The following is a 14906-nucleotide window of genomic DNA, read 5'->3' as shown; positions in this document are numbered from 1 at the left end:
GGAATGATGGATAACCTGGCTTGGGACGGCAAGCCTCACCTGCATTGCTACGACATCTTCGAAGCCAAGTTCGGTAATGTGGGCGAATTGATCCGCTCCAAAATCGATCCGAATTTTGAGGACGGCAGCAGTTTCATGCATCTTTTCGAGGCGCAGACCTCTGAGGTGTCCTCGACAATCGAGATCCACAAATGCGACTTTGATCATGCCGTCTGGGACGGTGGTCTCTTTGACCTCGTCTTTGTGGACATTGCGAAAACCCCAAGCCTGAACCGCGTAGTGAACGAAGTCTTCTTCACTGCCCTGCCTGTGGGGACTGGTTTGATGGTGAATCAAGACTTCCATCATCATGGCAACCCGTGGGTGCATACGACCATGGGTGAGCTGATTGATCACTTCGAGATAATTGAGCCACGCGCCGACGACAGTGCTCTGTTCCGCCTGACCAGCCCGATCCCTCCGGAAAAAATGCGGGAAGCGGGACGCTACGAAGATCTTACCCCTGAGGCGCGGCTTTCGCGGGTCGATCGCCTGATCGAGGCTTTTGCCGATGACGCTTTCAATGATCGCTACTTGCAACTCGTTCGCGCGATTATGATCGCTGAAATCGGGCGGAAGGACGCAGCGCAGCGTATTGTCACCGATGCTCGGGCCCGGATGGGCAACGACTACGAAAAACGGCGTGATTTCTTTTGGGATCGGCGCTGTGATTGGGTCAGCAACAGAATTGCCAGCTTCTGACTGCGCCCCTCGCCACTGACCTAGATTGCTCTGGGCGGCAGCCACCGCCTGACCATAGAGTGTCTAGCCCCCTGTTTCCGCGCCACTGATGAGGGGTTTCTCTAATAGGGTTTCGGAAACGGGCGGGCGCATGTTGAGTGCCTGATGCGGCCGGGTGTGATTGTACTGCCTGATCCAGTGATTGATGACGATCTGAGCTTGTTTGGTCGTCGTGAACCACTCCGCATTGAGAAGTGAGCTACCCCTCGAATTTCGGACACCGACGTAGGCTACGATTTGCTGTCTGCTGATCTTCGATGTGAAGCAACTCGGTGATCTTACGATAGCCATATCGGCCGTATTGCGTCGCCAGCCTGATGATGGCTAGCTGGTCTTCCCCCTTTGAAGTGGTCCTCCGCTATGTTTAGGAAAACGGAGGAAGACCATGGCAAACAAGCGACCTAAGCCTGAAGAGATTGTCACGACGCTCCGACACGTCTATGCCACATTATCACCAGTCGTCAGCTTCAGCTCAATCTCACGCAGCAGCTTCAAGATGTCTTCGTCTGAATGTCGCTTACTCGCCATGCCCAATCCCCCTCTCACGGCCAATGTAATGGCCCAGTTCTAGGGGAGCAGGTCAATACCGGTGCCACAAAGACGATCAACTATGATGACCTAACATATCAACAAAGATGTTATCTAGAAGCTAGAATCAGCGCAAGCCGCTAGCTGACGGGTACGGTTAGCATAAACTGAGGAAGTAGAAAGAATCGAGCCGCCAGAGCGACAGTAATAGAATAGTGGGCCGCTGTTGCTGTCCGGCGCGGTCACGTGGACGGTCCCGAACTGGTCAATGGCCTCCCAATAGCTTTTTCAAAGTTCATCCAAAATATAGCGCCATAGTCCGCATTACCATGCGTAAAATCTTCGGCAGGCTGTGCCTTTCCTCCAAGTCTAGGAGCGCCACGACAAAACGTATTCTTAGACAAAACTTTAAATTCTGAGACTGTTTCTTCGGGTTGGCTAAGCAGCCGAACATGTTTTTCTTCGAAAAATACTGAACGCATCTTCTTGAAATAATGTAGAATATTCGGTGCGAACTCGGAACTGTTCTCCAGCCTGCTTTTTGTACGTTGACCAAGCTTTCCACCTACGCTTGGATCAAGAAATTTTTCGAAAGGAAAAGGTGATGGCATCAGAAAATGTTGCTGACCTTCCTGCTCCAAAAGCATCCATTTTTGAAGAGAATCTTTGATCAGATCCGATTGAATTCCTGCAAATGTATTAGAGGAAATAAGAGAAATCGCGTCGAATTCGCCAGAGGGCGCGTCGCCAACGTCTACCTGAGCCATCAACCGTGAAACAGCATCAATACCAGTCTGAGCTCCAACCACACAAATAACGTCGAAATCACTAAGATCTATCTCCGCTTTTCCATTGATGTTCATAGCTTGTGTTCTGGCCTTGTCACAATCGACATCCAACCCTTTGACGGCCCGCAATACGCCATCGCTTTCTTGTTCAAAGCAATTAAAATAGTTTCCACCTACTGCAAAGAACTCTACTGATATGGCGTCCCCGAGGTCATCAGACACCATATCAAAGCCAGCCTTTATGCAGGCAGTGTGCGACGTTCCAATCATCCCAATCTTCATTTTGGAGCAAACCCCTCAAGCAGCGCTTCTTCACATACGACATCTTGATCTGCAGCTTCCACTCCCGTCGGTGTGTGTTCAACGACCGTGGGTTCCGCTAAGTCTGACATGGTAAGTTCTTGTGCCGATAGAAAGCCTTTCATTGCAACCGCTACACCTTCGTCGCGGACAGTACGCATGTTCTGGTGGAAGAAGCCCGCGCGTGCAGCCTGTGCTGTAATGATCTCATAGGAAGGATAGTAATCGACGTCATCAAAATCCTCATAAAGTTCTGCACATACTGCGCGTAACGTGGCCTTGGAACGACTAGTCGCCACTTCAACGTGTTGCGAAGTGGCCGTCGCAGTTAACGGCACAGGCGATACAGTAACAAGAAATCTTACATTCGGACGCAACTGCCGGACAATATTCCGTACATCTTCAAAATCCTGGCGAATTTCCGAGAAGCGAAAATTACGAAACGAATATCTTTTGGAATCAAAAGTTCCGGCAAGAGTTCCCGGTGCCGTTGGAAAAACAACTTCACCGTCCGACGTACACCAAGCCTCTGTAAGACCAAATGTAAACACAAATAAGTTGACATTTTCAAATATTCTACGGACGCGTGAAAGGTGAAATTCTCGGTGCTTTAAGACTTGCTCGGGACTATCAAGACCCCCCGGTTCAACATTTGGCCTTTGAGCGTCAAAGAACCGCCCACCACATTCCCAAACTCGTTCAATTGGATAATCCTCGAAGAATGCTTCTTTCAGGAGCTGGCGGAGCTGCCTGACTGTATAAATATTTCCATATCGGCCTGAATACATTCCATACCCATATCTTTGAGCAATAGTTCGAGGAATAATAGGAGGTAGCGGCTCTTCGTCGATAACCTTGTAACCGGCATCACTTAAGGCTCGACCTACATGCTGGGCGAAGCATGACCCAGCAGTCGCGATTTGATCACTTCGCAGAACACCAAATTTCGGGACATAAAAGCCATCAATGGTGGACGCGTCTCTTGAAGCCGCAGTTTTCGACCAAAAAGCCTTAGCTGGCAGTCCGCTATACGGAGAACTCGATTTTGACATTGGCAACCTATGAAAGTACCTATGAAAATTATGCACCGCTCCGGAGTGCGGCGCTTGCGATACTAACGTTGACGTGATGTTGCAGCAAAGAAATTTGAAAGTCCACACTCGGCATGCACTCGCACAAGTTGGTAGTTGATCTTTGCGGTGTGGCCGTGAGCTTTCTCAAATTTTTGTGAAGTGGTCCCATCTTTTCGGACAGTTTTGCAGCGTTTCTAAGGTGTATCGGGTTTAGGTATCATGCTGCCTTTTGCTCTTCCAAGCCGGTCCAGTATGCATCGTCGGGCGTTTGCCGATCAAGCGCGGAATGGGGCCGCTCGGTGTTGTAGAATGCCATCCAGTTCTTGATGACGCGTCGAGCCTCGAAGCCGTCGCGGATCTCTTCGAGATAGATCGCCTCCTGCTTCAGGCTCCGCCACAGCCGTTCGATGAAGATGTTGTCGAGGTACCGGCCCCGCCCATCCATCGAGATGCGCACGGCTGCTGCGGTCAGCGTCGTGATCCACGCCGATCCGGTGAACTGCGATCCTTGATCCGTGTTGCATATCTCGGGCGGGCCGTATTTGGCGATTGCCTCCTGCAAAGCCTCCAGACAGAAGTCTGCGTGCATGGTGTTGCTCAGTCGCCAGCTCAAAACCTTGCGCGTGGCCCAATCCATGATTGCGACCAAATACAAGAACCCGTTCTTGACCGGCACAAAGGTAATGTCGGCGCACCAGACTTGGTTTGGGCGGTCAATCTGCATCTTCCGCAGCAGATACGGATAGACCTGGTGCTGTGGATGCGGCTGGCTTGTTCTAGGCCGCTTGTAAATCGCCTCAAGGCCCATCTTGGCCATCAATCGCCTGACGCGATGACGCCCGACAATTGTGCCCTCTCTCCGCAGATAGGCCGTGATCTGGCGCGACCCGAAGAACGGGTATTTGGTAAACACGCGGTCAATCTCTTTCATAATGGCCAGCGTATCCGCATCAATCCCGACCGGGATGTAGTAGAACGCGGACCGCGACAGCTGCACCAGCTTGCATTGCTGACTGATACTCAGATCGGGGTGATCCCGCTGGATCATCGAACGCTTCTTTGCCGGGCTCACCTTTTGAGCCCTTCCGACAAAAAATCGTTCTCGACCGCCAGCCTCCCGATCTTGGCATGCAACTCTTTGACCTCTGCTTCTGTCGGGCCGCTTTGCTTACCGCCTGAAAACACATCGGCCATCCCATCAATCGCCTGCCGCTTCCAAGTGCTGACCTGATTTGGATGCAGCTGATGCTTCGCTGCGATCTCCTGCACGGTTTTATCGCCACGCAGCGCTTCCAATGCCACCTTGGCCTTAAACTGATCTGTAAAATTCCGGCGCTTCGCCATTCTCGTATCCCTTCAAAGGTCTGGGATACACCTTAGCTGACTGTCCAGTTTTCTGGGACCACTTCAGACGGCTATAAAGTTAATTCATTTTGGGGTCAAGAAACTAGCCGACTTCCCAATAGCGACCTTCAAAATATCCATGTTTATCAAAGTGTTCGCGACCACTAGAAAAGTAACCCATCCTGACCGCTTCACCCACATCCGGATAGCGATCTAAATACGCTTCTTCGAGACTCTTATTCTTGATGTCCCTTAGGTCTTCTTCCACAAACTTAGTAAGAGCAAAGAGGCTATCCTCAACACTAAATGTCTTCTCGATATTATTTAGATAATCAGATCCCAATATCTCTCTAAACTTTCTATCTATTTTGATATTTTCATGTTCATTTAGACTGGATGAGCTTCCACATACTGCAACCCTCAGAACATCTTTCAAATTCGTTCTGCCAGGGTAAGCTTCCAGCACATGGATAATGTCCTGGGGATCCAGAAACAAGGTAGATAAATGCTCAACTATGGAATTAGGATATGCGCGCCAACGTTCATATATATCATATTTCACTGCTAAAATCACACGCGCAACACGTTCACCTCCCGGCCAGCGCATGCCTTCCCGTTGACCAAAGCGCAAAAAGTGTAAAAGAGCACCTAATAAATAACCCTTGTCCGCCCTATCGAGAGACTTTGCAACATCAGGGCGATCTGCAAGATATTCCTCTGCCCCGCCACATAGTGACTTGACTAACATCTTTTGAGCCGCATCGAAGTCATGCTCGTTCAATGCACTTACTGCCTTTAGCAAAGCTATTTCCAGGTTCGCGCTCGCTTCTTCATCAATTCTTATCTGTACACCTCGAAATAACATTGTTCGAATTACAGATAGCTGCGCCTGACCCATAGGCTCATCGGGATTTACCTCACCAATTGAGGTAGCTAGCTTTCTGCCGTCTTCTGCTGTCATATCTGGTAGTGAAGTCAAAAGACGAAGTGCTTCCAACTCCTGCATGTCACCAAAGCTAGTTTTACTATCTAGGTGGCTTAGTAAGGATCTTGCTGCGGTACCTTGATCATTAAGTGCGGCTACACGAACTGCATGCACTAATGTTTCTGACGCACTTGGGTCACTATCCGGCTTTGCTAACCATGTTTTTGGTAATAGTGGATCAGAAAGACTCATATAATTAATTGGGTCAGAATAATGTCCTGAACGACTTACACGCCCTTCCGCAAGGTAGACGATTTCAAGAAGATCTGGTGAGATGGAACCAGCGAAAGCTGCTAGTTGGCGGGTGCGGTTGGCATCAATTGAGGAAGTAGAAAGCATTGAGTCGCCAGAGCGACGATAATAGAATAGTGGGTCTGGAACTGCCAGAACACTCAGCCCATTAAGAATAAATTTTGTGAACAACTCTAAGTCTTCATACCCAATGCCGTAATGCTCTGTGAACCCCCTAGTGAATCAAAAGCCTCCTTTTTTACTAAGGCATTTGCATCCCCTATGACATTGTTGAATAGAGAGAACCCCAACGAACCAGCTATTGGTACATAGCGCTCAGAAATTTCGGTTTTCTTTGTGGGGGTATCCAAGCCTTGAAAAACCTCGAATCCGCATGTAATCAGATCAACGTCAGTTCGAGAAGCAGCTTCAGCTAAAACTGAAAGTTCCTCTGGACGCGAAACGTTGTCGTCGTCCATAAATAGAAGATAATCACCTTTTGCTTCTGTTGCGGCACGATTTCGAGCTGCGCCAAGATAGTTATTTTCTGTTCGGATAATTTTCCAACGACGATTTTCAAATAAATCTTCTAAATCATCCAAAGTTTGTTTCGCAGCTTCACTCTTGCTACCGTCGTCGACAAGAATGACTTCGAAATCACAATATGTTTGAGACTCAAGAGATCTGACAGCCTGTACTAGAAGTTGCGGTCTCTCAAAATGCGTCAGACATACTGATATAAATGGTAATCCGCGTTTGTAGCTTGAAGACTTAGGGTGCAATAAATCTTCGACCTCAGTAATCCAATCTTGGTTCAACGTATCGGCTGAAACAGCTGGCCGAGCCAAAATCTGACCTTCATCTAAACACTTATTAATTGTCTTAGCTAGCGCGTCAGGCTTGATGTCAAATAAGCATTTTTCCCTATGATCTTCATGTATTAACTCACTAATACCTCCAACGGAACTTGCTATGAACGGAATTCCGTATCTCAAACATTCGACAATGGTGTAAGGTGAATTGTCGCTCAAAGAAGGCATAACAGCCAGCCTTCCCGGTACTACAAGATACTCCAGAGCTTCCTGTGCGCTAAGATCTGAAATAACTTTGACCTCCAAGTTAGAAGAAACGGTAGTCAGAATTTCCTCTAAACCGTTTTTGGGGCCAACCATGCCAGGTTTGCCAAGAAACGTCACTCGAGCTTGGGAAGCCAAATTACTGCTCTGACTAAGCCCTCTCAAGAATAACTCAAGGCCCTTTCGCCTCTCTAAACGACCAAAGAAGACAATCTCATCAATTGGTAGTATATCTCCATAATTTCTATTTTTTCGTATCGGTTGTGTTGTGACGAATGGGTTAGCGAGTACAGTAACCCGCTTGGGTAAATCCCACCCCATACCTCTAAGCCAACTGATCATATATGCTGATGGACTGATAAGCGCATCTGCTCCAGAAATTGCTCGACGCTCCAGTGCATAGGTTAGAAGATTTGGATGCCATTCCCCAGGCGGCTCGTGTTGGCCTAGGACATGCCAGAGCGTCGAGCTGTGTGCTACAATCACAATCGGCATAGACCTATGGGCTACACCTGCGCGCCGCGCTTCCACTGCTGAGAATGCGAGCCCTTTCCAGTCCACTATTAGGGCCAAATCAAATTTGTGCTCTCGCAGCCAATGATCTACTTCGATCGCCATGACCATGTTGGGATGTTCAGGAAAAACAGTAGTTTGACGCTGACCGACCTTTGATGGATCGCAAAGTAGAGCAACAAACTTGGCTCCGATATTAGAAAAAATCTCTTTTGCTCTAGGAATATGCTCTAAATCTATTTGTTCGGCTAACCCAACAAACACCACTGTAACTGAATGTTGTGCTGAGGCTAGAAGGGCGGCTTGATGATAGCAAGCTGTTCCAATACCCCCGTTTTTAACGATCCCGGGTAGATCCGGGGAGATGATAGCAATCTGTGCCATCTTCAACCTATTTCTGTGCTCTTGTCGTCAAGCGCAATAACCTTCTCTCAGAACCCCAGATTGGCAAACTTGGGTCGCAAGAAGCTTTGGTCAAACTGGATAGGTTCGGCTGATGAGCGGGCAGATGGCTTACGTAGTACGAGGGTTAGCCAACTTCTAGAAAATGCTATTGGAATATCGAGTTTCCACTCCAGAAAAAATGACTTTAAGAGCTCTTCTTCATAGCGTAGTGGGTTATATGCCAGAATTTCAGGTTCAAACCCATATCCAACTGTAATTCTATTCAAGTCCCCCAATGCGATTTCAAAATCATGGTAACTTACGCCCCTTCCCCAACGCGTTAATGACAATTTTTCATCAATATCAGGGTTTTCTCTCATTTCAATCATCTTATTTCGAAACGTGCTCGGTTTGAGCCGTTCGAGGTATAGCATCTTAACTTCATCTGGAAGCATATCAAAAAAGGGAACCTGCGAGGTATGCCTATGGAAGTACGTAAGAAGATTTGGCGTTTGACCAACGACAAGAATGCCACCTGGCTTTAAGATATCCCATGATAACTTTAACGTATTCTGACGTTCCTCATAAGTCTGGTGTTCGAGCGTAGCATAAAGGGATACTATATCTACTTGCCCAGCTGTCAGTTCCTTAACTTTAGTCTCAATTTTATTTGGGGATGCAAAAAAATGCTGTGTATTACTTAATCCTAGGACTTTTGCGCGGCCTTCTGCTGCCAGAGTAGACCCCTCATCAATGTCAAACCCCTTGACTGATTTAGCAATTTGACCGAACGCACAAGTAACAGAGCCAGTTCCTGCTCCTATTTCTACTACGTCTGCATCGTGAACGTTTGCAAACCGAGAAATCCAAGGAATCCAACGGTTACATGTGAATCTATATCGTGCAATAGCATGATCTTCCAGGCCACTTTTCTTACTAGGGCTATCAATCTTTTTAAGATTAGAATAGTTACTTTTTAGTACTTTTTCTATCTTCCTAATTTTCACCGTCGCAAGTTTCTCATAGAACGGTTTAATTGGTGGTTCCGGAACGGTGTCGACCATCTATGTTTTCCTTCGAAATCCTACTGATGATGATAGTTGCCTTTGCACAATCTGCCACGCCGTTAGCTATGTTTGTTTCCTACTTTTCTGTTAGGAACAAACATGATTAGAACGATGTATATGAAGGAACACAATTATATATATCAGTTATCATCATTTAGCATCCAGTAGTGATTTGACGACTGAAGCTGTTCCTTTAAATCGCCATAGTTTAGAATCAACTCTGAAAGTGGCTCCGGATTCATTTTTAGATTTCCAGGAGTGGGGTCGACAAAATCTAAGTCAAGAAAACGCTTGGCAACGCTTTGAACTTTGGCAGAAAACTCACCATGCTCAGTAAACATCCCATGGTACCTCATTATATGCACATTAGGGTTATCAGAGAACATATCGAGTACTCTAGCATCTTGCTTGAGTAGCCTATCAATGGAGCGTTCGATTTTCTCAGTATTCAGCTGAACTTTGGGTTTGTCGGATACGAGATGTTCCGGTTTTCCAGAGCTCCAACGCCCTGTCATTTTTGCGATTTCTTCAGAGATTATTACACGTAGTTTATTCTGCCGTATTATATGCACTACGTTTGCATCACTTTCCCGAATAAAGTTGGCGATGAACGGTTTTCGATTGTCAACATCTTCACGTGCAGGAATTAGGTTTAGACCGAAGTACTTTACGTCCATAGCAAGCCTTTTATTTGGGAAGTCTTCCCGCAGCTTCTGAATATATTCGTGAAATAGTCGCCGGTAGTTTTCTGGATGGGCTAAGTTGGGGTTGTTTTGCAACCGATCTTTGACGTAGGCAAAAAATCGAAAATCTTTGGAGAGATCTCCATGAAATATTTCATCGCAGTTGATAGCACCATGGCGCATTAGCAGGTCTCGGAATACAGTGGTCCCGCTACGCTGACGCCCTATAATAAAAATGAGTTCAGAACTCATCAGCCTGCCCCTTAGTGTTGCCTTGTAAGTTGTGCAAATAGATTGTTCGTTAGGTTCAAACTCTTGTCTGGATTTTGTTCATGGATATCATGTAAAGCTTCTCGTATCATTGTCTGCGTCCCAACGTTTTGACCGTCAGACCAAGGCCACGACATTGAGCCGGTCCGAAATCTATACATGAAGCCTGCTTCTGGAAGCACCGTTGCTTTGTAATTTCGGCCGGAGAAATTGAGCCAAAACACCCAGTCGTCGCCTTCACCGTTACGTCTTGTGGCATCAAACCCGATTTCTTTAAGAATTTTTGTCCGGATAAGTGCCGTCATTCTATAGTCATTCTCATGAACATGTACATGGTCTCCAATTGTCTGCCTTAGTATCAGTTCGTCACTCTCTCCAAAATTTCTTCTTTGTGGGATGATTGCATCAGCATTTATGCTATTTGAGTTCCATGCTTCAAGCATGTTTTCAAGCATGTTTGGCGCTATCAGATCATCAGTGTCGAGGAATATTGAGAGGGAAGTTTCACATTCGTCTATTAGAGCATTACGGGATGCAAGGAGGCCGGCGTTGGGTTGATGAATAATTCGGCAATTGGGAATAAGAGCTTTGGGGTACTCAAACCATGTGCTGTCTTCTATAGGTGTGCCATCATCGCAAATCAGTACATTTGGAATTCCAGCACTCTGCGTCGCTATGCTATCAATAGTCTCCATAAATTCATGGTTGGGTTTATAGGCTGGAATAAGCACTGTAATGTCGGAAATTTTCATACGTGGTTGATCGCACGAGTACATGCGCCAATCGCGCTTTCTGTCATGTGCTTCGAGATAGGTTTCGCTTAAAGAATTAGCTATTTTATTGGGCGATAGTGTACTTCTGCAGTGCTCATTAACACCATCTATTATCAAGTCTGCATCTCTAATGATCATTTCGAGTTTTTGCTGTAGTTCCTTCACTGTACGCATTTCTGCATCTATGATGTACTTTTTAAGTTCATCAGGGAAGAACTCAACCATTGGCGTATTGTGGCGGACAAGAGGAACCTGGCCCGCATCTATACCTTCTACGCAAGCATAGGAAAAAGTTTCATGTGATCCGAGGTGCGGGCTAATGGCTCCTGGTTCAAGTAACTCCAAGGCGATATCGCGCGGTTTGTAGTCAATAAATATTGCTCGATCTTTCAGCTCAGGATGTAGTCTTGCGCGTGTATATTCAATAATATCTTCTTGTCTAAAATTAGTGAATGTTATCCTGCCAATAAGTTCAATCCGCCTAATTTTATGGATGGAATTCAGAATGTTCGCAGCGTAAATGAGTTTGTCTAGCCCTTTTCCAATTGACAGCCTCCCCATATATTGGATTTGGTCTCTAATTTTTTCAAATTTTGATCGAGGAGTTCTGAATTCATATGGCTCTCGAACAACCTGTGAATTTGTCGTTATACCCAGCTTTTGGAGCTGTGTTTGACAATAGAGTGACGGTGTGACGACAATATCTGCGCAACGCAACTGTTGTCTTTCTGCCAGAAAGTTTGCTTGAGCCCATTCGGGTGTAGTTAGTTGATCTGCTTCCCAGATGAATTCACTTAGGCCATGGTTATAGACAGAGAGAAGTAAATTTTCAGAACCAGTTTTTGATTGAATTTTTTGGAAGAGAGCAAGGCACGGTGCCTGCCAATCTGTTGCCTCAACTACATCAATTTCCCATTCAAGTATTTTTTGATGTATCTTATCTGATAAATAGAAGGAAACGGATTGATCATGTGACCTCGAAGTAAAGGTTCTGTGTACTTTCTCATCAGAAAGCCACTCTATGTGAACTTGGTCTGATGGAAGATTGCTAAACATCAGTTGTGTGCCTAAGTCGTCCTCATTTCTATAGGTGAAAAGAAACACCTGATGGCCAAGCGCACCCAAAGCTGAAATCATATATTCGAGATAAGTTGCTATGCCCCCTCCAGGGAACAATGGTGTTTCACTTGATACAAAAAGAATTCGCATCACTCTATCTCGATAAAAAGGTCAAAAAGATTGAAGTTGTAGTTTCCGAATGTTGGAAGCCAAAGGATTACCCTCAATATCTCATATTTTTTGATGCTGTTCAGGGCCTCTTGAGAGTTCCCTATGGAGATAGTGTGCAATTTTGGCATAGTTGTAACTGGGAAGAAACCAATGTCAAAGTCTTCATATGAATGATCTTCGTTCGAACCTCTTAGTGTCAACTTAACAGTGTTTGTATGTAGTGATTGACTTTTATCAACGAAGTCAAATTCACTAATTAGGCTTATGGTAATTGAGCCTTTTTCGAAGTTTGGGATTTCTGCAACATTCGCCTCAAGTGTCATCCAGCCTGATGTTTTGTTTGTCGAGAAAACTGGGTGAACACTAACCCGGGGGGAGTAACGTTCAAACAGCTGTAGGCTTTTCTCACCCGTTTGTTCAGGGTCAAAGCTAACAACAGGCCAAATTTCGGTGCCTTGGCTTTCGTATCCTATTTGTACGCCGGGAAAGAAGTCTGCATATGGTGCAAGTGCTGTGGTAGGTATTGATTTCTTACTCTTGAGAAGATTATTCAGCGCCGTTTGAATTGAAGGCGTGCTTTTGGAGGCTTCCGTGATTCTTGTATTCGCATTTTCAGCTGCAAGAATACTTGATAGGTGATTTATCCCCTCTCTGAGGATCTTTATTCTAGTTGAAGTATGTTTTGGGGTTAATGCTGGCAAGGATCTTCTTTCTCCTACTTAAGGTTGCATCCCTAGTTGCTCAGACTGGTATACCTCAAATGTTCCAAGATAGATGCCAGCCTACATATTTCGTTAGATATTCGTAACGTGTGATGTAAGGAAGTCCACCGCTTCATGTAGTTTGTGTTGGTTCTTGTTGACATGGGTTGTGTTAGTCAAGTTTTAGGCTTTTCCTACGCAGTGGATGGCGGTTTGGAGTGGCAGACGGGAGTATTCTATGAGTGAGCTTTCTAGATCTAAGTATAAGGTGCTAAAACTTGAGCCAGGCTATTATGCCATTCGTTACTTTTGCGAAGCGTTACCAAGCCCATTGGCAATCTTGCATGGAGTGCCGATTGATGCGGGAGGAGAAGTTGAAGCAGTTGGCCAGAAATTAAAGGGCCAGATCTTGCTCTCAGATCAATCGCAGATTTCTTTGTGGCATGTAAAAGGAGGGTTAGCAGCTGTCACTGTTAACCTGTTGTTGCCGGACGAGGTCCCGAATGCTGGCATTGTTATTGATGTTGAACGTATCAATGAGAATTTGCCCAAAAAACCAGCACCCTCATCGTCACTTGTTTACCTCTCAGGTCACGTGGAGTGGAAAGGCGACATCAAGGTTGTCCCAAATGCTTATCTTGGAGCACAAAAAGGCAGCTCTCGCGTCGAAGGATTTGCCATCAACTGGCTGAAAAAGAAAGAAAATGTAAACATCAAGTACGGTTGCAGTTTCGGCGATCAACAAGAGACCTCAACTGCCCTCGGAGGCGGTTTCGTAGGTTCTCGCCGGCAATCCGCCCCGATCACTTCCCTGTGGATGGCGCTCGAAGGTTCAGCAGCGGTCCAGTACGATCTACAATTTATGGCTGTTTTTGCCAAATCAGGCAAGGTTACAGGTAGACAAGCGAAGGTTGTCTCTGGTAGCGGTATTGATGACTACTTGGTGGGGCTCTGGGTAAGTATAGTTGATGTACATGCAGACACCTCCATCTTGCCGCCTGAAAGTGGGCGCAAAATTAAAGAGTTAAAAACATTTAGGGCGTAAGTCTGCAGCGAGCGTTCGAGAGATGGGGAGTTAGGTACCATGGCCTACGACGTCACAGACCAAGAAATTATAGATGACATCGATTCGTCTGATCAGCCTGATGCGATCAAAGATGCGATCGAAGAAGAGCTCTCCGGAAGCGGTGGCTCTGTTAGCGTTGAGACAGTCGATGCTGAGGGTGACGATCCTGTAGACATCGATGAAGGCGTCGACGTTGTAGAGATCACCGGCGACGGTACATACAACGCTGATGGCGCTGACGTCGTCATCGTGAACTCCGACGAAGACACAAACATAAACTACACCGCTGAAGAAGGCGATGAGTCCTTCGTGATCAGTTCCGGTGGCGGTGATGACGAAATCACAGTCACAGACGACGGCAGCGAAAGCACAGACGCTATCGTTGAAGGCGGCGACGGTAACGACTCCATCACTGGTGCCTCCGGCGACGACTCCATTTCTGGTGGCGAAGGCGACGACTCTGTTGATGCCGGTGTCGGCAACGACGTCATCGGTCTGGGCGGCGGCAACGACAGCGTCGAAGGCGGCGCAGGCTTTGACACCGCAGTCGTGCAGGGCGGTCGTTCCTCCTACAACGTATCTGTAAACGCAGACGGCGATATCGAAATCACTGACGAGAACGGCGAAACCGATGTGCTCAGCGGCGTTGAGTTTGTACAGTTCGACGATGGCACCGTCATCGCGGCGGTTGAAGATCAGGAAACTGGTGCGGTTGCCCGTCTCTACGAAGCGGTCTTTGACCGTGAAGCAGATGGCGCTGGCCTCAACTTCTGGGTCGACAACTTCGAGCAGGGCAATGTGACCCTCGAAGATATCGCAGCGGCATTCCTCTCCTCTGATGAGGACGGTGGCGCGACAAGCGGTCTGTCGGATGAGGAATTCATCAACAACCTCTATCAGATCTTCCTGAACCGTGAGGGTGATGATGCGGGTGTCGAATTCTACCTGGGTCTCCTGCAATCGGGCGACGTGGATCGCGATGTGATCATTGCCGACTTCGCTGGATCTGATGAAGGTACCGAAGAATACGACTACATCCAGGTCGTGGGTGCCGGTAACACCGACTTCGACGCGACATAAGTCGCCTCTTGAAAGAATGCCAAAGCGCCGCAGA

General features: G+C 46.8%; 13 protein-coding genes. 3 read left to right on the top strand and 10 right to left on the bottom strand.

Translation table 11 applies throughout. The features are described 5' to 3' along the window. Positions 1-741 (top strand): hypothetical protein (locus tag ACZ1HM_RS21325; protein ID WP_472744736.1); only part of this gene is annotated, 741 nt, incomplete at its 5' end. 63 nt (positions 742-804) lie between these two features. Here the strand turns inward: ACZ1HM_RS21325 and ACZ1HM_RS21320 are convergent. The 10 genes from ACZ1HM_RS21320 to ACZ1HM_RS21275 all read right to left on the bottom strand — a co-directional run bounded on the left by ACZ1HM_RS21320 (position 805) and on the right by ACZ1HM_RS21275 (position 12726). After that, entirely contained in the window at positions 805-1071 is a 267-nt protein-coding gene (locus ACZ1HM_RS21320; protein ID WP_472744735.1) for an integrase core domain-containing protein, read from the bottom strand. A gap of 479 nt (positions 1072-1550) precedes the next feature. Further along, positions 1551-2378, bottom strand: coding sequence for a hypothetical protein (locus tag ACZ1HM_RS21315; RefSeq protein WP_472744734.1), 828 nt, complete (start codon positions 2376-2378; stop codon positions 1551-1553). Beyond that, positions 2375-3448 (bottom strand): GSCFA domain-containing protein, encoded by a 1074-nt coding sequence (locus ACZ1HM_RS21310; RefSeq protein ID WP_472744733.1) that lies wholly within the window; start codon positions 3446-3448, stop codon positions 2375-2377. The genes ACZ1HM_RS21315 and ACZ1HM_RS21310 overlap by 4 nt, the downstream gene beginning before the upstream one ends. A gap of 238 nt (positions 3449-3686) precedes the next feature. Further along, a protein-coding gene (locus tag ACZ1HM_RS21305) for an IS3 family transposase (RefSeq protein WP_472744732.1) occupies positions 3687-4813 on the bottom strand; the annotation gives its coding sequence in 2 pieces (ribosomal slippage) (positions 3687-4543 and positions 4543-4813; 1128 coding nt in all). Positions 4814-4916: 103 nt separating this feature from the next. Beyond that, positions 4917-6221, bottom strand: a complete 1305-nt coding sequence (locus ACZ1HM_RS21300) for a hypothetical protein (protein WP_472744731.1) — start codon at positions 6219-6221, stop codon at positions 4917-4919. Between the two features lie 2 nt (positions 6222-6223). Then, entirely contained in the window at positions 6224-8002 is a 1779-nt protein-coding gene (locus tag ACZ1HM_RS21295; protein ID WP_472744730.1) for a glycosyltransferase, read from the bottom strand. 47 nt (positions 8003-8049) lie between these two features. Continuing rightward, the gene (locus ACZ1HM_RS21290; protein WP_472744729.1) at positions 8050-9066 is read right to left on the bottom strand and encodes a class I SAM-dependent methyltransferase; all 1017 of its coding nucleotides are present in this window, start codon (positions 9064-9066) and stop codon (positions 8050-8052) included. A 143-nt stretch (positions 9067-9209) separates the two neighbouring features. Beyond that, entirely contained in the window at positions 9210-10004 is a 795-nt protein-coding gene (locus ACZ1HM_RS21285) for a hypothetical protein (RefSeq protein ID WP_472744728.1), read from the bottom strand. Positions 10005-10015: 11 nt separating this feature from the next. Beyond that, a complete protein-coding gene (locus ACZ1HM_RS21280; protein WP_472744727.1) occupies positions 10016-12004 on the bottom strand; it encodes a glycosyltransferase in 1989 nt (662 codons plus the stop codon). Further along, on the bottom strand, positions 12004-12726 hold the full coding sequence (locus tag ACZ1HM_RS21275) for a hypothetical protein (RefSeq protein ID WP_472744726.1): 723 nt from the start codon (positions 12724-12726) through the stop codon (positions 12004-12006). The genes ACZ1HM_RS21280 and ACZ1HM_RS21275 overlap by 1 nt, the downstream gene beginning before the upstream one ends. Positions 12727-12964: 238 nt before the next feature. Between ACZ1HM_RS21275 and ACZ1HM_RS21270 the strand changes: the two genes are divergently transcribed. Beyond that, positions 12965-13771 carry a hypothetical protein gene (locus ACZ1HM_RS21270; RefSeq protein WP_472744725.1) on the top strand — a complete coding sequence of 269 codons (807 nt, stop codon included), beginning with the start codon at positions 12965-12967 and terminating at the stop codon, positions 13769-13771. Between the two features lie 39 nt (positions 13772-13810). Further along, positions 13811-14872: a DUF4214 domain-containing protein gene (locus ACZ1HM_RS21265; RefSeq protein WP_472744724.1), complete on the top strand. Its 1062-nt coding sequence runs from the start codon at positions 13811-13813 to the stop codon at positions 14870-14872. The last annotated feature ends 34 nt before the right edge of the window (positions 14873-14906 follow it).

The organism is Sulfitobacter sp. GN1-4 (assembly GCF_055693825.1).
The sequence above is the reverse complement of the archived record's forward strand: the minus strand, read 5'-3'. Positions and strand labels throughout refer to the sequence as shown.

Bases quoted from the DNA above. Each gene is read 5' to 3' on its own strand.
- ACZ1HM_RS21320 (WP_472744735.1), bottom strand. From the start codon at position 1,071: ATGGCTATCGTAAGATCACCGAGTTGCTTCACATCGAAGATCAGCAGA.
- ACZ1HM_RS21315 (WP_472744734.1), bottom strand. From the start codon at position 2,378: ATGAAGATTGGGATGATTGGAACGTCGCACACTGCCTGCATAAAGGCT.
- ACZ1HM_RS21310 (WP_472744733.1), bottom strand. From the start codon at position 3,448: ATGTCAAAATCGAGTTCTCCGTATAGCGGACTGCCAGCTAAGGCTTTT.
- ACZ1HM_RS21295 (WP_472744730.1), bottom strand. From the start codon at position 8,002: ATGGCACAGATTGCTATCATCTCCCCGGATCTACCCGGGATCGTTAAA.
- ACZ1HM_RS21290 (WP_472744729.1), bottom strand. From the start codon at position 9,066: ATGGTCGACACCGTTCCGGAACCACCAATTAAACCGTTCTATGAGAAA.
- ACZ1HM_RS21285 (WP_472744728.1), bottom strand. From the start codon at position 10,004: ATGAGTTCTGAACTCATTTTTATTATAGGGCGTCAGCGTAGCGGGACC.
- ACZ1HM_RS21280 (WP_472744727.1), bottom strand. From the start codon at position 12,004: ATGCGAATTCTTTTTGTATCAAGTGAAACACCATTGTTCCCTGGAGGG.
- ACZ1HM_RS21270 (WP_472744725.1), top strand. From the start codon at position 12,965: ATGAGTGAGCTTTCTAGATCTAAGTATAAGGTGCTAAAACTTGAGCCA.
- ACZ1HM_RS21265 (WP_472744724.1), top strand. From the start codon at position 13,811: ATGGCCTACGACGTCACAGACCAAGAAATTATAGATGACATCGATTCG.